The 25697-nt window shown below is 70.9% G+C and carries 23 protein-coding genes; 12 read left to right on the top strand and 11 right to left on the bottom strand.

Features of this window, described 5'->3' with window-relative positions:
• The first annotated feature begins 39 nt into the window (after positions 1–39).
• Positions 40–1305 carry an IS256 family transposase gene (locus NAMU_RS17135; RefSeq protein ID WP_041370869.1) on the top strand — a complete coding sequence of 422 codons (1266 nt, stop codon included), beginning with the start codon at positions 40–42 and terminating at the stop codon, positions 1303–1305.
• Positions 1306–1395: 90 nt separating this feature from the next.
• Here NAMU_RS17135 and NAMU_RS17130 read toward each other — a convergent pair whose 3' ends face one another.
• From NAMU_RS17130 to NAMU_RS17110, 5 genes are all read right to left on the bottom strand, one after another.
• Positions 1396–1848, bottom strand: a complete 453-nt coding sequence (locus tag NAMU_RS17130) for a hypothetical protein (protein ID WP_015748657.1) — start codon at positions 1846–1848, stop codon at positions 1396–1398.
• A 19-nt stretch (positions 1849–1867) separates the two neighbouring features.
• Positions 1868–2080, bottom strand: a complete 213-nt coding sequence (locus NAMU_RS17125) for a hypothetical protein (RefSeq protein WP_041369082.1) — start codon at positions 2078–2080, stop codon at positions 1868–1870.
• 279 nt (positions 2081–2359) lie between these two features.
• On the bottom strand, positions 2360–3130 hold the full coding sequence (locus tag NAMU_RS17120) for a hypothetical protein (RefSeq protein WP_138180287.1): 771 nt from the start codon (positions 3128–3130) through the stop codon (positions 2360–2362).
• 108 nt (positions 3131–3238) lie between these two features.
• Complete coding sequence (locus NAMU_RS17115) at positions 3239–4459, bottom strand: serine hydrolase domain-containing protein (RefSeq protein ID WP_015748655.1); 1221 nt, start codon at positions 4457–4459, stop codon at positions 3239–3241.
• A gap of 61 nt (positions 4460–4520) precedes the next feature.
• Positions 4521–6167 carry a flavin-containing monooxygenase gene (locus tag NAMU_RS17110; protein WP_015748654.1) on the bottom strand — a complete coding sequence of 549 codons (1647 nt, stop codon included), beginning with the start codon at positions 6165–6167 and terminating at the stop codon, positions 4521–4523.
• 283 nt (positions 6168–6450) lie between these two features.
• On the opposite strand from NAMU_RS17110, the gene NAMU_RS17105 reads away from it, so the two are divergent.
• The 4 genes from NAMU_RS17105 (at position 6451) to NAMU_RS17090 (ending at position 12136) form a co-directional block, all read left to right on the top strand.
• Positions 6451–7515: an NAD(P)-dependent alcohol dehydrogenase gene (locus tag NAMU_RS17105; protein WP_015748653.1), complete on the top strand. Its 1065-nt coding sequence runs from the start codon at positions 6451–6453 to the stop codon at positions 7513–7515.
• 120 nt (positions 7516–7635) lie between these two features.
• Complete coding sequence (locus NAMU_RS17100) at positions 7636–10341, top strand: LuxR C-terminal-related transcriptional regulator (RefSeq protein ID WP_015748652.1); 2706 nt, start codon at positions 7636–7638, stop codon at positions 10339–10341.
• Between the two features lie 464 nt (positions 10342–10805).
• The gene (locus NAMU_RS17095; RefSeq protein WP_052307979.1) at positions 10806–11498 is read left to right on the top strand and encodes an HAD hydrolase-like protein; all 693 of its coding nucleotides are present in this window, start codon (positions 10806–10808) and stop codon (positions 11496–11498) included.
• A 137-nt stretch (positions 11499–11635) separates the two neighbouring features.
• On the top strand, positions 11636–12136 hold the full coding sequence (locus NAMU_RS17090) for a pyridoxamine 5'-phosphate oxidase family protein (RefSeq protein WP_015748650.1): 501 nt from the start codon (positions 11636–11638) through the stop codon (positions 12134–12136).
• 36 nt (positions 12137–12172) lie between these two features.
• Here NAMU_RS17090 and msrA read toward each other — a convergent pair whose 3' ends face one another.
• Positions 12173–12694 (bottom strand): peptide-methionine (S)-S-oxide reductase MsrA, encoded by a 522-nt coding sequence (gene msrA / locus NAMU_RS17085; RefSeq protein ID WP_015748649.1) that lies wholly within the window; start codon positions 12692–12694, stop codon positions 12173–12175.
• A gap of 162 nt (positions 12695–12856) precedes the next feature.
• Between msrA and NAMU_RS17080 the strand changes: the two genes are divergently transcribed.
• Positions 12857–13396 (top strand): DinB family protein, encoded by a 540-nt coding sequence (locus NAMU_RS17080; protein WP_015748648.1) that lies wholly within the window; start codon positions 12857–12859, stop codon positions 13394–13396.
• 9 nt (positions 13397–13405) lie between these two features.
• On the opposite strand, the gene NAMU_RS17075 is transcribed toward NAMU_RS17080, so the two are convergent.
• The 3 genes from NAMU_RS17075 to NAMU_RS17065 form a co-directional block, all read right to left on the bottom strand.
• Positions 13406–16675, bottom strand: coding sequence for an efflux RND transporter permease subunit (locus NAMU_RS17075; RefSeq protein ID WP_015748647.1), 3270 nt, complete (start codon positions 16673–16675; stop codon positions 13406–13408).
• 28 nt (positions 16676–16703) lie between these two features.
• Positions 16704–17009 (bottom strand): DUF3040 domain-containing protein, encoded by a 306-nt coding sequence (locus NAMU_RS17070; protein WP_041369077.1) that lies wholly within the window; start codon positions 17007–17009, stop codon positions 16704–16706.
• Between the two features lie 104 nt (positions 17010–17113).
• Entirely contained in the window at positions 17114–17797 is a 684-nt protein-coding gene (locus NAMU_RS17065) for a TetR/AcrR family transcriptional regulator (RefSeq protein WP_015748645.1), read from the bottom strand.
• A 130-nt stretch (positions 17798–17927) separates the two neighbouring features.
• On the opposite strand from NAMU_RS17065, the gene NAMU_RS17060 reads away from it, so the two are divergent.
• From NAMU_RS17060 to NAMU_RS17035, 6 genes are all read left to right on the top strand, one after another.
• Complete coding sequence (locus NAMU_RS17060; protein WP_015748644.1) at positions 17928–18869, top strand: NAD-dependent epimerase/dehydratase family protein; 942 nt, start codon at positions 17928–17930, stop codon at positions 18867–18869.
• A gap of 166 nt (positions 18870–19035) precedes the next feature.
• Positions 19036–19506, top strand: a complete 471-nt coding sequence (locus tag NAMU_RS17055; RefSeq protein WP_015748643.1) for a methylglyoxal synthase — start codon at positions 19036–19038, stop codon at positions 19504–19506.
• A gap of 36 nt (positions 19507–19542) precedes the next feature.
• Positions 19543–20739 (top strand): PucR family transcriptional regulator, encoded by a 1197-nt coding sequence (locus NAMU_RS17050; RefSeq protein WP_015748642.1) that lies wholly within the window; start codon positions 19543–19545, stop codon positions 20737–20739.
• Positions 20740–20886: 147 nt separating this feature from the next.
• Positions 20887–21969 carry a TerC family protein gene (locus NAMU_RS17045; protein ID WP_015748641.1) on the top strand — a complete coding sequence of 361 codons (1083 nt, stop codon included), beginning with the start codon at positions 20887–20889 and terminating at the stop codon, positions 21967–21969.
• A gap of 140 nt (positions 21970–22109) precedes the next feature.
• Positions 22110–22292, top strand: coding sequence for a hypothetical protein (locus tag NAMU_RS17040; RefSeq protein ID WP_015748640.1), 183 nt, complete (start codon positions 22110–22112; stop codon positions 22290–22292).
• A 28-nt stretch (positions 22293–22320) separates the two neighbouring features.
• Complete coding sequence (locus NAMU_RS17035; RefSeq protein ID WP_015748639.1) at positions 22321–22749, top strand: SRPBCC family protein; 429 nt, start codon at positions 22321–22323, stop codon at positions 22747–22749.
• A gap of 226 nt (positions 22750–22975) precedes the next feature.
• Here NAMU_RS17035 and NAMU_RS17030 read toward each other — a convergent pair whose 3' ends face one another.
• Both NAMU_RS17030 and NAMU_RS17025 read right to left on the bottom strand, forming a co-directional pair.
• Positions 22976–23791, bottom strand: coding sequence for a fructosamine kinase family protein (locus NAMU_RS17030; RefSeq protein WP_015748638.1), 816 nt, complete (start codon positions 23789–23791; stop codon positions 22976–22978).
• 28 nt (positions 23792–23819) lie between these two features.
• A complete protein-coding gene (locus NAMU_RS17025) occupies positions 23820–25559 on the bottom strand; it encodes a sulfate permease (RefSeq protein ID WP_041369074.1) in 1740 nt (579 codons plus the stop codon).
• Positions 25560–25697 lie beyond the last annotated feature (138 nt).

The following is a 25697-nucleotide window of genomic DNA, read 5'->3' as shown; positions in this document are numbered from 1 at the left end:
ACCAGCAGGGCCGACCTGGGGAATTACGTGACAGCAGCCCTGGGGAATTTCGTGACTGATGACAAGGAGTCGGCCGAACAGCGGGCGGCTGCGGAGCTGGTGCGGCTGGCCAAGGAACAGGGTTTGTCGTTGACGGGCCCGGACGGGTTGCTCAAGCAGCTGACCAAGGCGGTCCTGCAGACCGCTCTGAACGAGGAGATGACCGAGCACCTCGGGTATGAAAAGCACGACCCGGCCGGTGCCGGGTCGGGCAACATCCGCAACGGAACCCGGGCCAAGACGGTCCTGACCGAGGCCGTCGGCACGGTTGAGATCGACGTGCCGTGCGATCGGGCCGGCACGTTCGAGCCGCAGATCGTGCGCAAGCGACAGCGCCGGTTGTCCGGTGTCGATGAGGTGGTGTTGTCGTTGTACGCCAAGGGTTTGACCACCGGGGAGATCAGCGCCCACTTCGCCGAGATCTACGGGGCGTCGGTGTCCAAAGAGACCATCAGCCGGATCACCGACAAGGTCATCGAGGAGATGAACGAATGGGCGGTGCGGCCCCTGGACGAGATCTACGCCGCGGTGTTCATCGACGCCATCGTGGTCAAGGTTCGGGACGGGCAGGTCGGGAACCGCCCGTTCTACGCCGCGATCGGGGTCAGCCTGGACGGGGAACGGGACATCCTGGGGTTGTGGGCCGGGACCGGCGGTGAGGGCGCCAAGTTCTGGATGAGCGTGCTCACCGATCTGCGGAACCGGGGTGTGAAAGACACCTTCTTCGTAGTCTGCGACGGGCTCAAGGGACTGCCCGAGGTGGTGACCAACGTCTGGCCCCAGGCCATCGTGCAGACGTGCATCATCCATCTGATCCGCAACACGTTCCGGCTGACTTCCCGCAGGTACTGGGATGAGCTCAAACGCGACGTCACACCGATCTACGCCGCGGTGAATGCCACGGCGGCGCGGGCTGCGTTCGATGACCTGACCGAAAAATGGGGTGCCCTGTACCCGGCGGTGATCCGGCTGTGGGACAACGCCTGGGCCGAGTTCATCCCGTTCTTGGACTACGACGTCGAGATCCGCAAGGTGCTGTGCAGCACCAACGCGATCGAGAGCTTGAACCCCCGCTACCGGCGAGCGATCAAGGCCCGCGGACACTTCCCGTCCGAACAAGCAGCGATGAAGTGCCTGTACCTGGTCACCAGATCACTGGACCCCACCGGCGCCGGCCGGGCACGATGGACGATGCGGTGGAAACCGGCCCTGAACGCCTTCGCGATCACCTTCAGCGACCGATTCCCAGCAGCAGAGACCTACTAATGGAAACCGCCGGAAACACCGTTCATGCGATAGACCCCTCTGGGACTTCGTCGAAGCAGGAGGTGCGTGTCTGTCATCGGTGGTCCCTGCTCATGACGGTGTGATGGTCCAGTTGCCGTCCGCGTCGATGTCCAAGATCGCGGGTGTGTCGATCGCTTTCGTCCCGGTATAGGAGCCGATCTCGTTGACCAACAGATCGATCCCGGACGAACTGGCCGCGATGATCGCAAAATTGTGTTCACCGTCGTGGGTGATGGCCACCTTGTTGCCGCTGTTCACCCAAATAACGCTGTCGCCGGTCCCAGATGTGGCTTCCGGGGCGTTGGTGATATCGGTGATGTCAATCGTCCAAGAGCCATCGGCCGTGACTTCCACCGTCGTGGTGTTCTCGTCGTTGTGGATATCGATCAGGTGCGTCCCGGAGTAGGAGCCAATCTCGTTGACGAGAAGGTCGTAGTCGGTCTTGACCGCGACGTTGTGTTGGCAGTCGGAACAGCTAAACGTCAGCAGTGCTGCCTTGTCGGCTGGCTTGGTGACGACCACGACGTCGTCGCCTGCGCCCTCAAAGTGCTGGCTGGCGATCGGTTCGTACGCAGCGGACGTGGTGGTCGGGGCCGACGATCTGGTCGATGTCCTCGAAGGACTGGTCGTCGTCGCAGTAGTACGCGTCGTCGTGCTCGTCACCGTCGACGACGAACTCGAGGTGGGCGAGCTGGATGTCGACGACGTTGTGGTCCCCGGCGTCGGGGCGCCTGCCTGCTGCTGCGAACCGCAACCCGCAATTAGGAGTGCTGACCCAAACAGCGTGATGACGGTAGCGCGAAATCTCATTGGTCCCCCCAGGACTGCTCGGCATTGAGCTGCAACCAGGTGAGATCCGCCCCGTCAGTTCCCCCTCGCGTGAGTGTGAGCTAATTGGGTGACGGCCGCCAGTCGAGGCTGAAATTCGCAGTCAGCCACTCGCCGCACCCGTCGAACTGAAATCCGCGTGATGCGGCCGGGTCGGCCGGATGAACCCCGTACCCGCAGAAGGAACCACAATCAGCTTCACCCCTTATCCCGGCAGTTGCGCCCGGAAATCCGCCAGGCGCACCGCCTGCAACTGCAGGTCGGCCGGATGCAGCCCGCGGTCGTCGAAGATGTCGACGGATCCCTCGTAGTCCCGCGATGCGACCCCGTTGGTCGACCAGCAGCCCACCCAGCTGAAGATCACATCGTCGCCGATCACCGGGGCGACCCGCAGCACCGGGCCGGGTAGCCCGGCCGCACCGCTGCCGTCGACAACGGCGATCATCCGCCCGCCGCGGGCCCACAACGATGAGGCCTCCCCGGTGACGGCGGTCTGCCCGTCGGCGCCCAGGTCGCCGTAGACCCAGCCGGACAAGGTCGACGGCTGGTCGGGTCCGGCCAGGGTGTCCTCGACCGTGAGCGCCACCTCGCTGAACGGCACACCGATCTCGCCGTCACCGACGAACGTGCTGCCGGTGAACCCACCCGTGGCTAGCACGACCGAACTGCCCGCCTGGACGGCGCGGGCCATCGAATCGGCCAGCGTCTCGTTCGCGCAGATCGCCGCGCCCGCCGAACCGGCGTCCGGCGGGGGAGCCGACGCCGACCGGGTGGCCGCCGCCGCGTTCCGGCCGGCGGCATTGGGATCGCCGTCCGCCGGGACGCCGGCGCTGGCGGCCACCGAGCTGGCCGAGCCCCCCGCGGTCGTGGACCCGGGCGCCGAGGCGGCCGGTGACCCGCAGGCCGTCACCCCGACGATGCCCACCGCCGCCAGGGCCGCCGCCGCCACGCCCACCCGCATCCGCTGCCCGGTCACGTTCGCCCCTCTCGCTCGGTCGCCCATCCTGCCCTCGACAGCAGGACGGCCCGGGCGCCGCGGATGGTTGCACCGCGAGCGCCCGGGTCGAGCCGCCCAGCGACGGACTCAGAGTGCCGCGTACAGGGCGGCCTCGAAATCGGCGTAGGTCTGCCACGCCTCGTGCCGGGACGCGAACGGCAGCGAGTTGGTGTAGATCGACGCGCAGATGCCCGTCGTCCGGTCGATGAAGAAGTGCGTGTTGAACAGCCCGGCCCAGGCCCCGGTGCCAGCTCGGCGGCCGCCGGGGACGTCATCGGTGTTCAGCAGCAACCCGAAGCCCCACTTCCAGCCGGGGCCGAAGTGGATGTCGTCGCTGATCGGCGGGTCGGCGGTGGGGATGTCCGCCGGCACGTCCAGCTCGCCGATCTGGTTGGTGAACGCCGCGTCCACCGTCTCCGGCCGCAAGATGCGCACCCCGTCCAGCTCGCCGCTGCGCAGCAGCGCCCGCTCGAACCGGATGTAGTCCCGGGGCGTCGAGTACAGGCCGTGCCCGCCGGCCCACCAGTCGGGCTCCTGGTTGAGGATCTCGCCGGCCGACACCCAGGCCGAGTCCTCGCCCTTGACGTGCACGGTGACGCAGTTCGCGGTCCGCGGCGGGTCGAGCCGGAACATCGTGTCGGCCATGCCCAGCGGCCCGGTCACCCCGTCCCGGATCACCACGTCCAGGGTGGTGCCGGCGATCGCCTCCACCACCCGGCCCAGCCAGTCGGTGTTGATGCCGTAGTTGAACCGGGCCCCCGGGTCGAACAGCATCGGCGCCTGGAACGCCTCCGCCGACCCGGGCACCACGTTGGGCACCCCGGTCACCCGCTCGAACTCCCGCAGCTCCGGGCTCCAGAACCAGTAGCCCAGCCCGGTGGTGTGGGTGAGCAACTGCCGCACGGTCGCCCGGCTGGCCGGCGGCCGCAGCCGCGGGGTCTCGCCGTCGAACCCTTCGAGCACGGCCACGTCGGCGAACGCCGGCACGTAGCTGTCCACCGGTGCGTCCAGGTCCAGCTCGCCCCGTTCCAGCTGCTGCAGAGCGACCGTCGTGCAGACCATCTTGGTCATCGACATCAGCCGGAACTGGGTGCTGGTCGTCACCGGGTCCTGACTTTCCCCGGCGATGCGCACCCCCGCGCCGCCCTCGTAGATGATGCCGTCGCGGTCGGCCGCGATCGCCGCGACGTGCGGCACCGCGCCGGAACTGACCGCGTCCTGCAACACCTTGTCGATCGAAGCTGCGTCGATCGAAGCGGTGTCGATCGTGGTGCTGTCGATCCTGGTGCCGTCGAGCTGAGTACTCACCGAGTGACCTCCATTGGTCGGGCGGAACGGGTCGGGACGGCGACCTCGCGAGTCGGGGTCGTCACTTGATCAGGAAGCCGGGGTAGTCGGCGGCGGCCTCGTCGGCACACTTCTGCCGATACGTGCCCACCCCGCCGGTGTAGGACAGCACCCGGCGCGGCTTGCCGGGCACGTTGGTGCCCAGGTACCAGCCGGAGGTCTTGGAGATCAGGTTGGTGCTCACCACCTCCTCGTGGTGATCGACCCAGGCCTGCTCGCCGGCGGCGGTCGGCTCGATCGTCGACGCTCCGCGGGCGCGCACCGCGGCGATGGCGTCGGTGATCCACTCGGTCTGCTGCTGCAGGCAGGTCGCCATGTTGCACAGGGCGGCCGACGGGGCCAGCGGGATCGCCGTGGTCAGCAGGTTCGGGTACCCGTACACCTGCAGACCCATCATGCTGCGGATGTCGTTGCCCCAGTCCTGCGCCAGCCGCCGGCCGTCCCGGCCGCGCACGTCGATCCGGGTCAGCGACCCCGTGCCGGCGTCGAAACCGGTGGCCATGACGATGATGTCGAGCTCGTGCACGGTGCCGTCGGCCAGCTCGATGCCCTCGGGCACGATCCGGGCGATCGGGTTGTCCCGCACCCCGACCAGCTCGACGTTGTCGCGGTGGTAGACCTCCAGGTAGCCGCGCTCCAACGGCACCCGGTGGGTGCCGAAGCCGTAGTCGGTCGGCACCAGGATGTCGATCAGCCGCTGGTCGCGCAGCCGGGCCCGCATCTTCTCCCGGACGAACTCGGAGATCTCGTCGCTGACCGCCTGGTCGAAGAACATCTCGCCGAACCCGGCCAGCCACAGCTTGAGCGAACCGTCCTGGTAGATCTCCTCCAGCAGCTCCCGCCGGCGCTCGGGGGAGCAGTCGGCCCACACGTGCTCGAAGTCGTACTCGAACCCGGTGAAGGTGTGCGGCAGGGTCGCCCGCAGCTCCTCGAACCGGGCCTTGTAGGCGGCTTGCTCGGCCGGGCCGTACTGCGGGCTCTTCATCGGCAGCACGTACTGCGGGGTGCGGGCGAACACGGTCAGGTGGGCGACCTGATCGGCGATGGTCTGGATCACCTGGATGCCGGTGGCGCCGACCCCGATGACGCCGACCCGCTTTCCGGCCAGGTCGACTCCCGACGCCGGCCACCGCGAGGTGTGGAACAGCTGGCCGCGGAAATCGCCCTGGCCGGGAAACATGTCGGCCAACGGCGCCGAGAGCATGCCCGCGCAGCTGATGAAGAACTGGGCGTCCAGGGTGTCCCCGCGGTCGGTGCGGATCGTCCAGCGGTCCCGATCTTCGTCGAAATGCGCGCTGGTGATGGCGGTTCCGAACTGGATGTCGCGGCGCAGGTCGAGCCGGTCGGCCACGTAGTGCATCCAGCGCTCGATCTCCGGCTGCCCGGGGAACTTCTCGCTCCAGCTCCAGTCCTTGTACAGGTCCTCGTCGAACAGGTACTGGTAGATGTACGCCTCGCTGTCGAAACGTGCGCCCGGGTAACGATTCCAGAACCAGGTGCCGCCGACGTCGGTGGCCTGGTCGATCACCCGGACCCGAAGTCCCTGGGCGCGCAACTGGTGCAGCTGGTACAGCCCGGCCACCCCGGCGCCCAGGATCACCGCGTCGAATTCGTCTGGGCCGCGGTCGGTCTCGGCCTGGTCGGAAGCTGCGGGCAGGGTCGACGTCATGGTTGTGACCACCATTCCTTCACATCGATCGGGGGAGGGACACCCGGCGGCCAGCGGGCCCGGGCCGGGTGTGGGGGTGCTCACATCGTGCGGACGGGCCAGCCACCACCCGCCCACCCGGGCGGGTGGTCGGTGCGGGCAGTGCGCCGACCCCGCAGATCGGGCGTGACCGGCCGGTCGGCCCGGTCAGTTCCCCCACCCATTCGGGTGGTGGCCCGCCCCGCGCGGCCGCGAACCATGGGAGACGACCAGCAGCACCCCACGGCGAACAATGGAGTGAGCCATGAGTGAGTCGATGCGCGCCTTCGTGATCGAAGAGGTCGGCCGCACCGCAGTTGTCGACAAGCCCATCCCCGAGCCCGGGCCGGAAGAGGCGATCGTGCGCACCACGGCCGCCCTGATCTGCACCTCGGACGTGCACACCGTCAAGGGCGCCCTGCCCGTCCCCGGTGGCCGCACCCTGGGCCACGAGTCGGTCGGGGTGGTGCACCGGCTCGGCTCCGCGGTCACCGGGTTCACCGAGGGCCAGCGGGTGCTGGTCGGGGCGGTGACCCCCTGCTACCGCTGCACCTACTGTCAGCGCGGCTTCACCAGCCAGTGCGGCGGCGCGCTGGGCGGCTATAAGTACACGACCCAGATGGACGGCAACATGGCCGAGTACTTCGTGGTGCCGGCCGCCGCCGCCAACCTCACCCCGATCCCCGACGACGTGCCCGATGCCAAGGCCGTCTACGCCTGCGACATGCTCTCCACCGGCTTCATGGGCGTCGAGCACTCCTACCTGCAGTTCGGCGAGACGGTGGCGATCTTCGCGCAGGGCCCGGTCGGGCTGTCCGCGACCATCGGCGCGCACCTGATGGGCGCCGGGCAGGTGATCGCGGTGGAGTCGCGGCCGGAACGGCAGGCCCTGGCCAAGCAGTTCGGGGCCGACCTGATCGTCGACTTCACCCAGGGCGACCCGGTCGAGCAGATCATGGACCTGACCGACGGGGTCGGCGTGGACGCGGCCATCGAGGCGTTCGGCTTCCCGCAGACGTTCGAGGCCTGCGTCCGGGTCACCAAGGCGGGCGGCCGGGTCTCCAACATCGGTTACCACGGAGAGAACCCCAACCCGCTGCAACTGCCGCTGGACGCGTTCGGCCTGGGCATGAACGACAAGGCCATCCACACCGGTCTGTGCCCGGGCGGCAGCGAACGGATGGCGCGCCTGCTGCGGCTGATGCAGTCCGGCCGGGTCGACCCGACCCCGATGACCACCCACACCTTCGGCTTCGATGAGATCGAGTTGGCCTTCGACCTGATGACGACCAAGCAGGACAACATCATCAAGCCCTTGATCACCTTCTGAGTCGGTGATTCACTACCCGAACGGGTAGTGGACCGGCGGCCGACAAGCAGATCCTGGGATCGCGACCGCGGCGCGGTCGCGATCCCGCTGCCTGCGCCACCGCTCGACGGAAGGCCGACGATGCCGTCCACCTCCGCACCGTCCGGGTCGCTGCACGCCTCCACCCGATTCCGCGCGCCCACCTACGTGCGCAACGTGATCGAGCGCGAGCGGCTGCTCGACGCGCTGGGCGAGGGGGGTGGCCGGGCCCTGGTGGTCATCCACGCCCCGGCCGGCTACGGCAAGACCACACTGGCCGTGCAGTGGTTGCGGGTGCTGGCCGACGGCGGCGCGGTGCCGGCCTGGCTGGGTCTGCACCGGGACGACAACGACCCGCACTGGTTCCTTTTCCACCTGCTGGAGGCCGTGCGCCGGGCCGTGCCGGCCGCCGGGGACGTCCTGGGCGACCTGCGGGACCTGTTGGAGCAGAACGTCGAGGACACCCAGACCTACGCCCTGTCGGTGCTGCTGGAACAGATCGGCCGGCACGACGGGCGGCTGGTGCTGACCTTCGACGACTGGCACCTGATCGAGGACGCCCAGGTGCACCGCGCCCTGGTGCACCTGCTCGACTTCGCCCCGCCCAACCTCTCGGTCGTGCTGACCAGCCGGGTCCGGCCGCGGCTGCCGCTGAGCCGGCTGCGGGTGCGCGGCCAGTTGATCGAGATCGACGCCGACACCTTGCGTTTCGATCTGGCCGAAACCCGTTCCTTCCTGGTCGATTTGAACGGGCTGCGGCTCGAGCCCGAGGACATCGCCCGGGTCTCGGTCAGTACCGACGGCTGGGTCGCGGCGCTGCAACTGGTCTCGTTGTCCCTGCGGGACTGCGCCGATCCGACCGACCTGATCGGCGGCTTCTCCGGGCGGGACCACTCGATCGGCGAGTACCTGGCCGAGAACGTGCTCGACGCGCTGCCCGGCGACATCCTGGCCTTCCTGCTCGACACCTGCGTGGGGGACCGGCTCTGCGGCGAGCTGGCCGACGCGCTGAGCGGGCGCACCGACGGCCAGGCGATGCTGGAGGAACTGGAGCGGCGCGATCTGTTCCTGCGCCCGCTGGACCCCGAGCGGCAGTGGTTCCGCTACCACCACCTGTTCGCCGACTACCTGCGCCGCCGGCTCGAGCGCGACCAGCGGGACCGGGTGGCCGGGCTGCACCGGCGGGCCGCCCAGTGGTTCGCCGCGCACGACCTGGTGTCCGAGGCGGTCAGCCACGCGCTGGCCGCCGGCGACGTCGCCATGGCCACCGACCTGGTCGAACGGCACGCCATGGCCCAGGTCGAGCACAGCCGGATGGTCAGCCTGCTCGGCCTGATCGGGCGGCTGCCGGCCGCCGCGGTCAGCGAGCGACCGCGCCTGCTGATGGCCCTGGCCTGGGCGAACTGCCTGCTGCAACGCTCGACCGCGGCCGAGCTGGCCCTGGAGGACCTGCGCCGGGTGCTGCCGCCCGCCCCCGAGCAGCAGGACATGCACAGCGAGGCCGACGTCGTGCAGGCGTGCATCGACATCTACGGCGACCGCATCGACCGGGCCGAGGGCCTGGTCGCGCTGAGCCTGCAACGCCGCGACGTGTACCGGCCGTGGGTGGTCGCCGTCGCCGCCAACATCCAGAGCTTCTGCGACATCCACTCCATGCGGTTCGAGACGGCGCTGGCCCGCCAGCGCTGGGCCGCGCGCATCCACCAGCGCACCGTCGGCCCGTTCGCCGCCGTCTACGGGCGGTGCTTCGCCGGCATCGCCGCCTTCGCCCAGCTCGACCTGCCGGCCGCCCAGGGGCACCTGGCCGGCGCCGTCGAACTGGCCCGGACCTCGGCCGGCCGGCGCTCGCACGCGGCTCAGCTGGCCAGCGCGCTGCTGGGCGAGCTGCTCTACGAGCTGGGCGAGATCGACCAGGCCGAGCGCCTTCTCGAAGAGAGCCGGGAGCTCGGCGCGGAGAGCGGGGTGGTCGACTTCATGATCGCCAGCTACGCCGTGCTGGCCCGGATCCGGGCCAACCGGGGCGCCGCCGTCGACGCCGCCGAGCTGCTGGCCGAGGGGGTCAAGGTGGCCGAGCGGCTGGCCCTGCCCCGGCTGCACGCGGCGGTGGCCAGCGAACGGATCCGGCAGCTGCTGCTGGCCCGCCGGATCGCCGAGGCCCGCCGCGTCGCCGAGGCCATGCCGGACGGGTCGAGCACCGAGGGCGGCCTGGGGATCACCATCGACCAGATCCGCACCGGGGCCCTGGCCGCCGTCATGTCCGCGGAGGGCGACCGGGACGGCGCGGTGGCCCTGCTGGACGAACTGATCGACGACCTGCAGCGCCGCGGCCAGTTCCGGGCCCGGCTGGCCGCCGCCGTGCAGCGCGTCGTCGTGCTCGAACAGGCCGCCCACCGGATGGCCGCCGAACGTGCCCTGGCCGACCTGCTGGGGCAGGTCGTGGCCACCGGGCTGCGCCGCACCGTGCTCGACGGCGGACCCGACATCGTGACCGTGCTCGACCGGCTGCTCGCCCAGGCCGGCACCCGCGCCTGGGCCAGGGCCCATCCCGACGTGCCGCGGGACTGGTTGGCCGCTCTGGTCGCGCAGGCCGGCGACGACCCCGAGACGCCGAGCAGCGGCCTGACCGCGCGCGAGCTCGACATCCTGCGGATGGTGGGCAGCGGCCGCACCAACCAGCAGATCGCCACGTCGCTGACGGTCACCGTGAACACCGTCAAGTGGTACCTCAAGAACATCTACACCAAGCTCGGCGCCACCAACCGCACCGAGGCCACCGCCATCGCCCGGCGTGAGGGCCTGCCGGTCTGAGTTCGCCGCTCGCACGGCTGGGTTCGGCCGGGCTCGGGCCGGCGGGGCTCGGGCCGGCGGGGTTCGCTGATCAAAGCCGCGGGTGGGGGTGGTGGGTGTCCGGTTCGGCGCGGGAAAGATCAGCGGAGCTGCTGGGGCCGGGTGGGTTCGCTGATCAAAGCCGCGGGTGGGGGTGGTGGATGTCCGGTTCGGCGCGGGAAAGATCAGCGGACCTGCTGGGGCCCGGTGGGTTCGCTGATCAAAGCCGCGAGTGGGGCCGGTGGATATCCGGTTCGGCGCGGGAAAGATCAGCGAACCGGCGGAATCAGCGAACCGGCGGAACCAGCGAACCGGCGGAACCAGCGAACCGGCGGAACCGGCGGGAACCAGCAGCGGAGCCGGGGAGGAGCCGGCGGAGGTTGGCTGCGTCACAGCCGCGGCGGCGCGAGCACGAGGGATGCGCGCGCCCCGGTTACCGTCGGCGGGTGAACGCGATCCTGTTCGACCTCGACGGCACCATCACCGACTCCGCGCCCGGCATCATCGACTGCTTCCAGCATGCGCTGGCCGCGGTGGGCTTCCCGCCGGCGGACCAGGATGTGCTGCGCGGGGTGGTCGGCCCGCCGATCGTGCACACCTTCGAGCGGCTGGGGATGGACCAGGAACAGATCCGGACCGCGCGGGCCGCGTACCGGGCCCGCTACGACGAGCGGGGTTGGGCCGAGAATTCCGTCTTCCCGGGGATGGCCGAGCTGCTGGAACGCCTGGGCCGCAGCGGGATCCCGCTGGGCGTGGCGACCTCGAAGAACGAGCGGATGGCCCGGCACATCCTGCGTCATTTCGGGCTGGCCGAGCCGTTCGCGTTCATCGGCGGGGCCAGCGACGACGACACCCGGATCGAAAAGGCCGACGTCATCGTGCACAGCCTGGGTGGACTGGGCCTGCCGGTGCACCGGGCCGAGGACGGCGGCACCCTGGGCGTGCTGCTGGTCGGCGACCGCAAGCACGACGTCGAGGGGGCGGCCCGGTACGGCATCCCGACCGTCCTGGTCAGCTGGGGCTACGGCACCCCGCAGGAGCGGGCCGGCGCCCGCTGGAGCGTGGACACCCCGGCCGAGCTGGGGGAGTTGCTGGATCAACTGGTCGGCGATGTCGTCACCGGCGGTGCCCAGCACTGATCGAACGCCGGCCGGAACCCCGCTGGAATCGCCGCACGGCAAAGCGGTTTCACCAAGGGTGTGTCGGCCCTGATGTCTGCGGGTACCTGCCTGCTGGCGGCGCGCGACGCGCCGCCTACGGCAGGAAGGATGCATCAATGACCAAAGCAGACAACGATGTCGTCGGCGACGACGTCCGCAAGGTGGCCGAACTGGTCAAGGACATCCGCATCGGCATGCTGACCACCACCGAGGCGGACGGCACCTACACCAGCCGCCCGATGGGTCAGCAGGAGTTCGAGTTCGACGGCGACATGTGGTATTTCGCCGAGCGGGACTCGCGCAAGGTGCGCCACATCCAGGCCAACTCGCACGTCGGCGTCACCCTGAGCTCGGGATCGACCTGGATCTCGATCGACGGCACCGCCGAAATCGTCGACGACAACGCCAAGAAGCACGATCTGTGGAACAGCTGGGTCGAGGCCTGGCTTCCGCAAGGCCCCGACGACAGCTCCGTCGTGCTGATCAAGGTGACCGGCAACTCCGCCGAGTACTGGGACACCCCCGGCGGCCGCATCGCCTCCGTGATCAGCCTGGTCAAGTCCAAGGTGACCGGTCAGCGCTACGACGGCGGCGAGAACGAGCGCGTCGAGCTCTGACCCGGACCCCGGTCGGGCGTCGGTCGATCGAACCGATCAGACGGTCGCCCGCCGGGGCAGCTTCCAGCCCGGACGCGGGAAGTGGCAGGTGTAGCCGTTCGGGTAGCGCAGCAGGTAGTCCTGGTGCTCCGGCTCGGCCTCCCAGAACGGCCCGGCCGGACTCACCTCGGTGACCACCTTGCCCGGCCACAGACCCGAAGCCTCCACGTCGGCGATGGTGTCCTGAGCGACCCGCTGCTGCTCGTCGTCGAGGTAGAAGATGGCCGACCGGTAGCTCATGCCGATGTCGTTGCCCTGCCGGTTGCGGGTGGTCGGGTCGTGGATCTGGAAGAAGAACTCCAGCAGGTTGCGAAAGCTCGTGACCGACGGGTCGAAGACAATCTCGACCGCCTCGGCGTGCGAACCGTGGTTGTAGTAGGTGGCGTTGGGCACCTCGCCGCCCGAATAGCCGACCCGAGTGCTGATCACGCCGGGCTGGCGGCGGATCAGGTCCTGCATTCCCCAGAAACATCCGCCGGCGAGGATCGCGGTCTGGGTCGCCGTCTGTGCCGAGGCCATGGTGGGCTCCTCCGGTCTGTCGTTGGTGCGCTGGTGGTGCGGTCCGCGGCGCGGGGCAGCGTGGCTGCCTTCGGTGCGCCATCGATCACAACACGATGACGCGAGTGGGGATTCCGCCTGTCAGCATTCCGTAAGGACTGAAGGACCGTAGATTCGGTGATCATGAGCGTGATCGACGAGCACGGCCGGCCCGAACCACCGGTGGCGGCGGGGGAGATCGCCACCCTGCTGGGATTTCTGGAGTACCAGCGGTCCACGCTGGCCTGGAAGTGCGCCGGGCTGGACGCCGCGGCGATGCAGGCCCGGATCCCGACCTCGACGATGACGCTCGGCGGCATGCTCACCCACCTGGCCTGGGTGGAGGACTACTGGTTCGGCCGCCGGCTGCTGGACCGGCCCATGCCGCGGCCCTGGTCGGGCGTGGACTGGGACGCCGACCCGGACTGGGACTGGCGGCTGGCCGACGACGCGGTCCCGCAGGACCTGCACGAGCTGTGGGCGCAGGCCAAGGACCGGTCCCGGGCGGCGGTGTCCGAGGCCATCTCGCTCGGCGGTCTGGACTTCCTGGCCCGGGTGCCCTGGCCGGACGGCACCACGCCGAGCCTGCGCTGGATCCTGGTGCACATGATCGAGGAGTACGCCCGGCACAACGGTCACGCCGACCTGCTGCGCGAGTCGATCGACGGCCTAACCGGGGAGTGACCCGCCGGCTCAGCCGACCGGCTCTGCAGATTGGGGCGCCGATTGGGGCGCCGATTGGGGCGCCGGCTGGAGGACGGGGCGGTCGGCCTGGGCCCGGCGGCGCTCCCGCCGGCGCTCCCGGCGCTGCTCGACCAGGTGGTAGAGCGTCGGCAGCACCACCAGGGTCAGCACCGTCGAGGACAGCAGGCCGCCGATCACCACGATGGCCAGCGGCTGCGAGATGAACCCGCCGTGGCCGGTGATGCCCAGCGCCATCGGCAGCAGCGCGAAGATGGTGGCCAGCGCGGTCATCAGGATCGGCCGCAGCCGGCGGGACGCGCCGTGGGTCACGGCGTCTCGCACCGTTTGCCCACCCTCGCGGTACTGGTTGATCAGGTCGACCAGCACGATCGCGTTGGTCACCACGATGCCGATCAGCATCAGCACGCCGATCAGCGACGGCACCCCCAACGGCACCCCGGTCACGATCTGCAGCAGGATCGCGCCGGTCGCCGCGAACGGGATCGACACCAGCAGCAGCAACGGTTGCAGCAGCGAGCGGAACGTCGCCACCATCACCACGTAGACCACCAGGATGGCCACCAGCAGGGCCAGGCCGAGCTGGGAGAACGCCTCCGCCTGGTCGGCACTGACCCCGCCCAGGTCCGCGGTCACTCCGGACGGCAGCGTGGCCCCGTCCAGCGCCCCCTGCACCGCAGTGTTGGCGGCCCCCAGGTTGTCCCCGGCCGGGGTGACGGTGATCGTCGCCGTCCGTTGCCCGCGTTCGGCGGTCACCGACACCGGGCCCTGGGCCTGCGCGACGGTGGCCAGCTCGGACAGCGGCACGGTGCCGCGGGCGGTCGGGACGGGCAGCTGGGACAGCTCGTCGACGGTCGCCGGGGGATCGGCCACCGCCTGGTAGATCGTCACGGTCTGGTCGTCGATGGCCACGGTGCCGATGGCGGTCGGCTGGATCGCCGCGCCGACCAGGGTGCCGACCGCGACCTCGGACAACCCGGCCTGGGCGGCCTTGTCCCGGTCGACGGTGACGGCGATGTAGGGCTGCGACGCGGACAGGTTGCTGGAGACCTGGGCGGCCTGCGGCAGGGCGGTCAGCGCCGCGACGATCGTGTCGTTGGCCGCGGCCAGGTCCTGCTCGCTGCCCGACTTGATGTTCACCGCGATCGCCGTGTTCCCGCCGAACCCGCCGCCCGCGCCGATGGTGATCCCGTCCGGGTCGCTGATCGTGGCCAGCTCGTCGCGGACCTGCTGATGCACCGCGTCCTGGTCGGCGGCCTCGTCGGTGGTGACCGAATACCGGATCGTGGTGGCCCCGCCGCCACCCAGGAACGCCGCCTGCAGCGCGTTGCCCGAACGGCCCGCCGACATCTGCACCGTCTGCACCCCGGGCACCCCGGCGATCGCCGAGCTGGAGCGCAGCCCGATGTCCCGCTGCGCGTCCAGGCTCAACCCGTCGGCCACCTGCTGGGTGACGGTGAACGTGTTCTGCCCGCTCTGACCCAGGAAGTTGGTCTTCATCAGCGGGGCCAGCGCGAACGTGCCGATCAGCACCAGGCCGGCCAGCACCAGCGTGACCACCGAATGCCGCAGGGTCCAGCCGATGATCGGCAGGTAGCCGCGCTGCAGCGCGGTCGGCGGCCCGTCCTGGTCCTCGGTGCCGGTCGCCGGCGCGGCCGCCGGCGCGTTCTGTTCGTGCCGGCCGCGTCGCTGCTGGGGCCGCAGAAACCAGTAGGCCAGCACCGGGATGATGGTCAGCGCCACCAGCAGCGAGGCCAGCAGGGCGATGGTGACGGTCAGCGCGAACGGCCGGAACAGCTCGCCGGCGATCCCGCCGACGAAGGCGATCGGCAGGAACACCGCCACCGTGGTGATGGTCGACGCGGTCACCGCGCCGGCCACCTCCTTGACCCCGGCCAGCACCGCCGTGTTCTTGTCCTGCCCGGTGTCCAGGTGCCGCTTGATGTTCTCGATGACCACGATCGAGTCGTCCACCACCCGCCCGATGGCAATGGTCAACGCGCCCAGGGTCAGGATGTTCAGGCTGTAGTCGGCCACCTGCAACCCGATGAAGGTGATCAGCACCGACGTCGGGATGGAGATGGCGGTGACCAGGGTGGCCCGCACCGACAGCAGGAACACCAGGATGACCAGCACCGCGAACACCAGCCCGAGCAGGCCCTCGGTGGCCAGGGACTCGATCGACTGGGTGATGAACGGGGCCTGGTCGAACACGGTGGTGAAGGTGACCGGCTCTCCGACGGTGCCGGACAGGGTGGCCTGCAGGGCGGGCAGCGCATCCCGGACCGCGGTGGAGACGTCGACGGTGTTGGCGTCCGGGAGCTTGGTCACCGCCACGGTCAGGGCCGGCTCGCCGTTGACGTAGGAGATCGAGGTGACCGGGTTGTCGGCCAGCTCGACGGTGGCCACGTCGCCGATCGTGCGCACGGCCGCCGGCGCGGCGGTGGCGCCGGTCGTCGTTTGGCCGGCGGTCGGTCCGGCGGTCGGGCCGGCCGTCGAGCCGGTGCCCCCGGTGCCGGTCGCCGGCAGCAGGGGCAGCGCCTCGATGTCCTGGGTCGAGGCCAGCTTGCTGCCGGTGCTCACCGTCAGCGTCTGCTCGTCCTGGGTGATCTCCCCGCCGGGCAGCAGGATTCCGTTCTGCGCCAACGCCGTTCGGATGGCGCTGGCCGGCAGTCCGGCCTGAGCCAGGGCCACCGGGTCGGGGGTGATCGTCACCCGCTGCCCGACCGCGCCGACCAGGCTGGCGTCCCGCACGCCGGGCAACTTGGTCAGTTCGGGCAGCACGGTGGTGCGCACGGCGTCGGTCAGCCCCGGGCTGGGGTCGGTGGTGGTCACCGCGAACTGGATGATCGGCAGGTCGTCGAACGAGCCGGTGACGACCTGCGGATCGACCCCGTCCGGCAGGGTGCTCTTGATCCGGTTGATCGCCTGCGACATCTTCTGCTCGGCCGCGGCCATGTCGGTGCCGTAGGTGAACTGCGCGGTGACTACCGAGGAGTTCGTGTTCGACGTCGACGAGGTCTGCTCCAGGCCGGGGACCGACTGGATGGCCGCCTCGATCGGGTTGGACACGTCGTTGGCCACCACCGCCGGGGCCGCTCCGGGGTAGGAGGTGACGACGGCGGCCTGCGGGAACGAGATCGAGGGCGCCAGTTCCTGCTGCAGGCCGCGCATGGCGACCAGCCCGAACACGGCGATGACGATGGTCACCAGGGCGACCAGCGCCCGGTTCCTCAGGCTGAGCTTCGCGAGCGCGGACACCCGGTGAGTATGGTCCGCGCCCCGCCGGTCAGTGCGGCGGGCGGCTGCGCCAGGCCCGGCAGCGAATCACCATCACGGTCGACCAGATGGTCAGCCCGCCGCCGATGATCGCCACCAGCATGCCCAGCGAGATCACACCCTGGGCCGCGGTCAGGCCGTTGGCCAGCATCGACACCCCGAGGAACAGCAGGCACCACAGGATGACGATGGTGCGGCCCTGCCGGCGGTGGGCCAGCGCCAGGTCCAGGCGCCGGACGAAGCCCGGGTCGGTCGCCCGGACATGGGCCTCGATCTCGCCCAGGCGGCTCTTCTCATCCTCGGACAGCGACACCATGGCCTCCCGACCAAGATCACGAAACGGTCACGCTCGTTCCATGGTGCCTGACGCCGGCGAACGCCCGGTGAACTCCGGCCCGGCGGTCACGGCCGGCGCACAGCTCAGACGGTCGGGTCGAGTCGATCGATGATCAGCTCGAAGTGGGCGTCGTAGTCGGTGACCGCCCGGTGCAGGTGGCCGAACAGCTCCAGCGTGAGCGCGCCGAGCAGGCCGCCCCACGCGGTCAGGCCGCGCAGGGTCGCCTCGTCGGAGAGCTCCAGCCCCGCGGCCGCCCGGAAGTCGGCCAGCTGCTCGTGGGTGCCCGCCGGCAGCGGCCGCCGCGGGGTCAGCGGTCCGTGCACGTCGGTGACCCGCATCAGGGTGAGCAGCACCAGGGTGACCCGGGCGGCCGGGGCGACGGTGGCCTGCGGGGCGGCGTACCCGGGGACCGGTGAGCCGTAGAGCAGCCCGTACTCGTGCGGCGCGGCCCGGGCCCAGGATCGCAGCGTGCGGGCCAGCGTGCGCCAGCGTCCGGACAGGTCGGCGCGGTCCACGGCGGCGTCGGCCGCCGTCAGCCGGTCGGCCAGCTCGCCGTAGATCACCACCAGCAGCTCGGTCAGCAGCTCGTCCCGGCTGGGGAAATAGCGGTAGACGGCCGAGGAGGCCATGCCCAGCTCGCGGGCCACCGCGCGCACCGACAGCTGAGCCGGTCCGACCTGCGCGAGCTGCCCCCGGGCGCCGTCGACGATGGCCTGGGTCAGCTCGCGGCGGGCCACGGCCCGGGCGGTCAGCGGTGCGGACGTCATGGGCCGAGTGTGCCAGCAACCGAGAGCGCTGACAACAGAAGTGAGCAGTGCTCTTGCAAAGTGGCGACCCCGGTGCCATGCTGAATCCAGAACGAGAGCAGTGCTCGCAACGGAGAACAGGAGACGCACAATGACCGCAACGATGGTGATCGTCGGGGCCGGCCCGGTCGGCCGGCACACCGCCCAGCTGCTGGCCGAGCGGGGCGACGAGGTGGTCGTGGTGACCCGTTCCGGCCGTGGGCCGGAGCTCGACGGGGTGCGCCGGGTGGCCGCCGACGCGTCCGACGCCGAAGCGCTGACCGGGCTGACCGCCGGGGCCCGCGCGCTGTTCAACTGCGCCAACCCGGCCGACTACACGACCTGGGACCAGGTCTGGCCGCCGCTGGCCGAGAGCCTGTTGCAGGCGGCCGAGCGCACCGGCGCGACCCTGGTCACCGCGTCCAGCCTCTACGGCTACGGACCGGTTGACGGCCCGATGGTCGAGGGGCAGCCGGACCGGGCGACCGATCACAAGGGGCGGCTGCGGGCCGGCATGTGGGCGCAGGCCAGGGCCCGGCACGAGGCCGGCCGGCTGCACGCCGTGGAGGTCCGCGGGTCGGACTACGTGGGCGAGGGTGTCGGGGCCAACGGGCACGTGCCGCGGCAGGTGCCGGGCGCGCTGGCCGGCCGGGCGGCCTGGATGATCGGCCGGACGGACGTGCCGCACACCTGGACCGACGTGGCCGACATGGCCCGGACCCTGGTCGCGGTGGCCGACCGGCCGGACGTCTGGGGTCAGGTGTGGCACGCGCCCAGCAACGAGCCGCGCAGCCAGCGGCAGGCCCTGACCGAGGTGCTGGCCGCGGCCGGCCACGGGCCGGTTCCGGTGCACGGGGTGCCGGCGCCGGCGCTGCGCGCGGCCGGCCTGTTCTCGCCGCTGATGCGCGAGCTGGCGCAGCTGTCCTACATCTTCACCCGGCCGTACGTCATGGACTCCGCGCACACCCAGCAGGTGCTCGCCCTGGCGCCGACCCCGTGGGCGCAGGTGTGCCGGCGGACGGTCACCGGGTCGTCGGAGCCGGCCCGGGCCTGAGCCGGCCGGTCCGGCCGGCGCGCGTCGTGCGCGTCCGGCACGGGCGGCCGGAGCGCGGACCCTCCGTGTGCATCGGCTGTGAGCCGCCGCGGCCGGCCCACGGATGGGTCGCCGGTACGTCTGTCCGGGTGACCGATCAGTCATCCCGGACGGAAGCGAGTGCTCCATGAGCGTCATCACCACCCCGATCGTGCGACGGATCGCCATGGTCGCCCACGACAACAAGAAGGTCGACCTGCTGCGCTGGGCCGAGTTCAACCGGCTCACCCTGGCCCGGCACGAGCTGTTCGCCACCGGGACCACCGGCACGCTGCTGGAGTACGAGCTGGGCCTGCGGGTGCACCGGTACCTGTCCGGCCCGCTCGGCGGCGACCAGCAGATCGGCGCCAAGATCGCCGAGGGGCAGATCGACATGCTGATCTTCTTCTGGGACCCGCTCGAGCCGCAGCCGCACGATCCCGACGTCAAGGCGCTGCTCCGGCTGGCCGCCCTGTGGAACATCCCGGTCGCCACCAACACGGCCACCGCGGACATGTTGATCTCCTCCCCGCTGCTGGGCGGCGACTACCGGCCCGTCCGGCCCGACCTGGACCGGCCGGCCACCGGCGACTCGCCCCTGGTCGCGGCCCTGCACTGAACCGGGTCCACCGGGCCCGTGCCCTAGCCTGCGGGGATGCCGACGACGTCGCCCGACCCCAGGCGGGCCATCGCCGCGGCCGCGGTGCGCGATGCCGGGGTGGCCGACGAGGAGCTGCTCGGGGACTTCATCGCCACCCTGGCGGCCACCGTGGCCGCCGGTGAACGGCTGCCCCGGGCGGCCCGGCGCCGGTGCGCGGACAGCGGCCGGCGGGCCGCGGTCTCCGGGGTGCCGCTGCGGGCGCTGCTGGATCTGCACCTGTCGGTCGCCTGGCGGCTCTGGCGGCACGTCGCCCCGGCCGACGATCCGCAGGACCCCGTGCAGTCGGTCGTCCGGGCCGGCGAGGTGATGCTGCGGGCCATCGACGACGCGGTCGCCGCGCTGACCGAGGGCTACCAGCTGGCCCGGCGTCAGGTGGTGGCCGAGCAGGCCGCGGCCCGCCGGGAGTTCGTCGACGACCTGCTGCTCGGCGGCGCCCAGGCCGCCGTCGGGCTGGCCGAACGGGCCGGCGAGTTCGGGCTGAATCTGGCCGGTCCGCACGCGGTCGTCGTCGTCCGGGCGCAGCGGCCGTTCGTCGAGTCCTCGCCGCTGACCTCGATGCTGGAGCGATCCCTGATGGGCGCCAAAGCCGACGCCGACGCGCTGGTCACCACCAAGGACGATGCCCTGGTCGTGGTGTTCGCCGCGCCCGACCGGGCCGCGGTCGACCAGGTGGTGAGCGCCCTGACCGCCAACCTGCCGGCGCCCGAGGCCGAGGCCGGTGTCCGGCTGCACCGGGTGGCCGCCGTCGGCGCCTGGCGAATGGGCGTCGGCCGCGCCCACCCGGGGCCGGCCGGGGTCGGCCAGTCCTACGCCGAGGCGATCGACGCGCTGGCCCTGGGTCAGCGGCTGGGCCTGCCGGAACCGGTGGTCGACGCCGCCGACCTGTTGCTGTACCGGGTGCTGGTGCGTGACGAGGCGGCCATGCGGGAACTCGTCGACGCCGTGCTGGCCCCGCTGGTCGGGGCCCGCGGCGGGGCCGAGCCGCTGCTGCAGACTCTGGACGCCTACTTCGGCGCCGGCGGCAACGCGACCCTGGCCGCGCGCTCGTTGCACCTGTCGGTGCGGGCCCTGACCTACCGGCTGGCCAAGATCGCCGATCTGACCGGGCGCGACCCGGTCGACCCCCGGCACCGGCTGGAGCTGCAGACCGCCCTGGTCGGGGCGCGTCTGCTCGGGATGACCGGAACATGACGTCTTGACCGTTTTGATTGCCGATATTCGGCAGTGAAGGCGCCATGTCTTGGCGAGATTTTGCCGTGGCACGGCAATCTTTCGCACGGCAGGCTGGACAGGTCGGCACCCACCGCCGCCATCCACCCTTCCGATCGGAGTCCTGCCGTGACCGTTCCGCTTTGGGGCTGGGCCGCCTTCGGCGCCGTGGTCCTGATCATGCTCACTATCGATCTGCTCGCCCATCGAGGCGCGCACATCATCAAGTTCAAGGAAGCCGCGATCTGGAGCGCCGTCTGGGTCGGCCTCTCACTGATCTTCGCGGTCGTCATCTTCTTCACCCTGGGCGCCGACCCCGCCGTCGACTTCACCACCGCCTGGTTGCTCGAGAAGTCCCTCAGCGTCGACAACCTGTTCGTCTTCGCGCTGATCTTCGCCTACTTCAAGGTGCCTCGTGAGTACCAGCACCGGGTGCTGTTCTACGGCGTCATCGGTGCGCTGGTCTTCCGCGGCATCTTCCTGGCCCTGGGCGTCGCGATCGTCTCCACCTTCACCGCCGTGCTGTTCGTCTTCGGCGCCATCCTGATCTACAGCGCCATCAAGCTGCTCAAGGATGACGACGAGAGCATCGACCCGGGCAAGAGCTTCGCCGTGCGGTTGCTGCGCAAGCTGGTGCCGGTCTCCGACGAGTACCGCGGCACCAAGTTCTTCTACAAGGAGGCGGGCAAGCGCATCGCCACCCCGCTGCTGGCCGTGGTCGTCGCCATCGAGGCCGCCGACCTGATCTTCGCGGTGGACAGCGTGCCGGCCGTGCTGGCGGTCAGCGACAACACCTTCATCATCTACTCCAGCAACGCGTTCGCCATCCTGGGCCTGCGCGCCCTGTACTTCCTGCTCGCCGGCATGCTCAAGAAGTTCCACTACCTGGGCAAGGGTCTGGCGTTCATCCTCGCCTTCATCGGCGTGAAGCTGTTCCTGCAGGCCGGTCACAAGGTCATCAACCCGGCCATCCCGGAGATCCCGTCGCTGGTCTCGCTGGGCGTCATCGTGGTGGCCCTGACCGTCGCGATCGTGATGTCGCTGCTGCGGCCACTGCCGCCGGAGTCCGACGACGAGTCGGGCGAGCTGGTGTCGGCCGAGCCGGCCACCGGCCACGGCTCGATCGAGGCGGGCGAACCGGTCCCGGCCGAGGCGTCGCGCTCGGCGGCTCCGGGTGAACCGGTCCGAACCGCACCGCCTGCGGGGACGTGACCTGCGGCACACCACGGTTTGCGTCGGGACCTCGGGCTTGGGGAACTCCCAGTCCGAGGTCCCGACGATGGTGACGGGGTTGGCACCACGGTGATCGACCCGACGGTCGACCGCCGCCACCGACACGACAGGAGACCGGCATGGCCAAGAATCCGTTCATGAGCGCTTATCTGAGCGCGGCGAACCGGGTGGCCAACACCGCCCGCGGCAAGGCGACCAACGAGGTCAAGCGCGCGGCCAAGCGTGAGCAGACCAGCATGATGAACGCCTGGACCGACATGATGACCGGCGGCGCCACCCGCCGGCGGCGTAAGCGTCGCTGACCGCGGCCGGTATCCGTACCGTCGAACCATGCCTGTCATCACCACCAGCGTGACCACCGACCTCGCCCCGGCCGACGTGCTGCGGATCCTCACCGACTTCGGTCCAGGGCGGGCGGAGGCCTTCCCCAACGTCGACCAGTCGACGCTGATCGTGCACGAGGTCGGTGACACCTGGGCCGACGTCACCGAGGGCAACAAGCTCGGCTGGGAACGCGAACGCTACGAATGGGACGCCCAGGCCGGCACCATCACCGCCGTGACGACCGACTCGAACCTGTGGGCGGCCGGCTCCCGGTGGGACTACCGGCTCACCCCGGCCGGCACCGGCACCGAGGTCCAGGTCCGGCTCGAGCGGCACGCCAAGGGCCTGCTCGGCCACCTGGTCGGCGCGATGATCCCGCTGCTCGGGGAGCGCACCGTGCGTTCCGGCATCACCCGGGCCCTGTCCGCCCACTGACCGCCGCCGCCCGCTCGGGTTCGCTGATCTTTCCCGCGCCGGGGCGGGCGGATCGTCCGGTTCCGCGCGGGTTTCGTCCGCGAACCGCCTTTGCCCGACGGGGTTCGCTGATCTTTCCCGCGCCGGGGCCGGCGGTTTGTCCGGTTCCGCGCGGGTTTCGTCCGCGAACCGCCCCTTCCTGCCGAACCGCGGCCAACCGCCGGCCCCGCCGCACGTCCGGCCGGGCCTACCAGTCGTAGTGCTCCAGCAGCGACCACAACCGGGGCAGGGCGCGGTCGCCGAAGTGCCGCACGTTGACCAGATGCTTGTGCAGCAGCAACGCCGGGCGGCGCTCCTCGAAGCCGGGGTCGGGCGGGTACTCGGCCCGGTAGGCGGCGGTGAACTCCGCCGGCACCTCGCTGGACAGGCTCAGGTAGGCCAGATCCAGCTCGCGGTCGGCGTAGCTGACGGCCGGGTCGACCAGCCACCGGCCGTCGATCATGTTGCCCGGCCACAGGTCGCCGTGGGTCAGCGACGCGGGCGGATCCGGTCGCAGCAAGTCCGGCAACGGTCCGGCGCAGGCCCGCTCGATCCGCTCCCGCAGCTGCCCCGGCAGGTCGGCGCGGGCCAGCTGCGGCGCCACCCGGTGCCGCACGTAGAACGTGGGCCAGTGCGTCGTCCACGTGTTGTCCTGCGGGAAGCGGCCGTGGAAGTTCTCGATCGGCCAGCCGAACCGGTCGGCGGTGCAGCGATGCATCCGGGCCACCGCCCGGCCCAGGCCCGCCCAGTCCGGCTCACCCTGCACCCGGTCGAGCACCAGTACCCGTTCACCGACCCCCAGCACCGCCGGCACCGGAACCCCGGCCTGCGCCAGTGCCCGCAGCCCGTCGGCCTCCTGGGCCGCCGGGTAGGGGCAGCGCTTGATCACCACCGTCCGGCCGTCGGCCAGCTCGGCCTGCGCGGTGCGGCCGATGAACCCGCCCGGCAGGGCCCGCTCGCGCACCGGGCGGGGCAACCCGGCCGGCCAGTCGGGCTCGGTCGGGGCGGGGTCGGCGAGGCTCACCGGACCAGTGTGGCCGGACCGGAAGGGCTCAGTCGGGCAGATCGCGGTCCGGCCAGTCCAGGCCGGTTATGTCCCGGTACGCGCGCACGGCCGACCCGATCGTCGGGAAGAAGTGGTTCGGGTCGATCGTGTCGGTCAGCTCGTAGCGCTCGATCTTGGTCTTCACGGGGTCCTTCATCTCGGCGAACACCAGGTTGATCCCGCGCGCGTTGAGCCACAGGTCCAGCTCGACCAGCATGTCCGCGGCGGTGGTGTCCACGTCGGTGATCGGCTCGGCGGTCACCACGATCCACCGCGGCGGGGGAGTCGCCTCGGCGAACCGGCGCAGGTCGTCGCGGAAGGTGTTGGCGTTGGCGAAGATGAGCGGCCCGTCGAACCGGTACAGCACCAGCCCGGGCAGCGCATCCGCGGCGGGGTAGCGCCGGATGTCGTGGTAGCCCTTGAGGTCCTCGACCTTGCCCAGCATGGTCCGGTAGGGACGCCAGACCCGGCTGAACACGTTGAGCACCGACAGGGCCACGGCGATCGCGATGCCGGGCAGCACGCCGAGCAGTGCCACCCCCAGGAACGCGGCCATGGCCAGCGCGAAGTCCGACTTGCGCTGCCGCCACAGCCGGCGCAGGGCCGGCAGGTCGGCCAGTGAGATCGACGCGGCGATGACGATGGCGGCCAGGGTGGGCTGCGGCAGGTTGCGCAGCAGCCCGGGGAAGAACACCAGCATCAGCGTCACCGCCCCCGCGCCGACCAGGCCGGTGACCTGCGAGCGGGCCCCGTTCTGCTCGGCCACCGCGGTCCGCGAGCCGCTGGTGGACACCGGGAACCCCTGGAACAGGCCGGCCGCGATGTTGGCGGCGCCGATGCCGATCATCTCCCGGTTGCCGTTGACGTCCTCGCCGCGCCGGCCGGCGAACGCGCTGGCCGTGGAGATGGTGTCGGTCAGCGAGACCAGCGCGATGCCCAGTGCCCCGGCGAACAGCAGCCCCAGATCGGTCAGCGGCACCGTCGGGATGGTCAGCGGCGGGAAGCCTTCGGGCAGCGTGCCGACGAGCTTGACCCCGCGCGCGGCCAGGTCGAACACGGCCACCGCGGCGATCGCCAGCACCACCGCGACCAGCACCCCGGGGATGCGCGGCAGGAACCGGTTGAGCAGCAGGATGACCGCCAGCGAGCCCACCCCGATGGCCAGCGCGGCCGGCACGGTCCGCCCATCGGCGACCCCGCGGACGAACTCGGTCGCCTCCTCGATCAGCCCGTCCCCATCCACCGAGAAGCCGAACAGCTTGGGGAGCTGCCCGATGACGATGGTCAGGGCCAGGCCGTTCATGTACCCGACCTGCGTCGGCTTGGACAGCAGGTCGGCGATGAAGCCGAGCCGGAAGGCGCCCGCGGCGATGGTGATCGCGCCGACCATCAGGGCCAGCATCGAGGCGTAGGCCACCGCCTTGCCGGGGTCGCCGTTGGCCGTGACCAGCGGGATGACGGTGGCCGCGATCATCGGCCCCAGCGAGGAATCGGGCCCGAGCACCAGCACCTTGGACGGGCCGAACGCCGCGTACCCGAGCAGGCACAGCACGGTCGTGTATAGGCCGGTGATCGGCGGCAGCCCAGCCAGTTCGGCGTAGGCCATGCCCTGCGGCACCAGCAGCGCGGTGAGCACCAGGCCGGCGGTGACGTCCTTGCCCAGCCAGGCCGGCCGGTAGGTGCGCAACATCCCGACGCCGGGGACGGCGCGTTCGATGGCAGTGACGGCGCCCACGGCACACTCCATTCCCGACGGTCGCGGGCAGCCTGCCACAGGGTGGCGCGGCGTGGATCATCCGGATCGGATGGCGTGCACCGGTCATTCGAGCCGGGTGATGCCGGCGACCGTGTCCGCAGGCAGCATGATGACGGGCGCGAACCGGAC

It is taken from the genome of Nakamurella multipartita DSM 44233 (assembly GCF_000024365.1).
Taxonomy (GTDB): domain Bacteria; phylum Actinomycetota; class Actinomycetes; order Mycobacteriales; family Nakamurellaceae; genus Nakamurella; species Nakamurella multipartita.
This window is presented reverse-complemented; position numbering and strand designations above follow the sequence as displayed.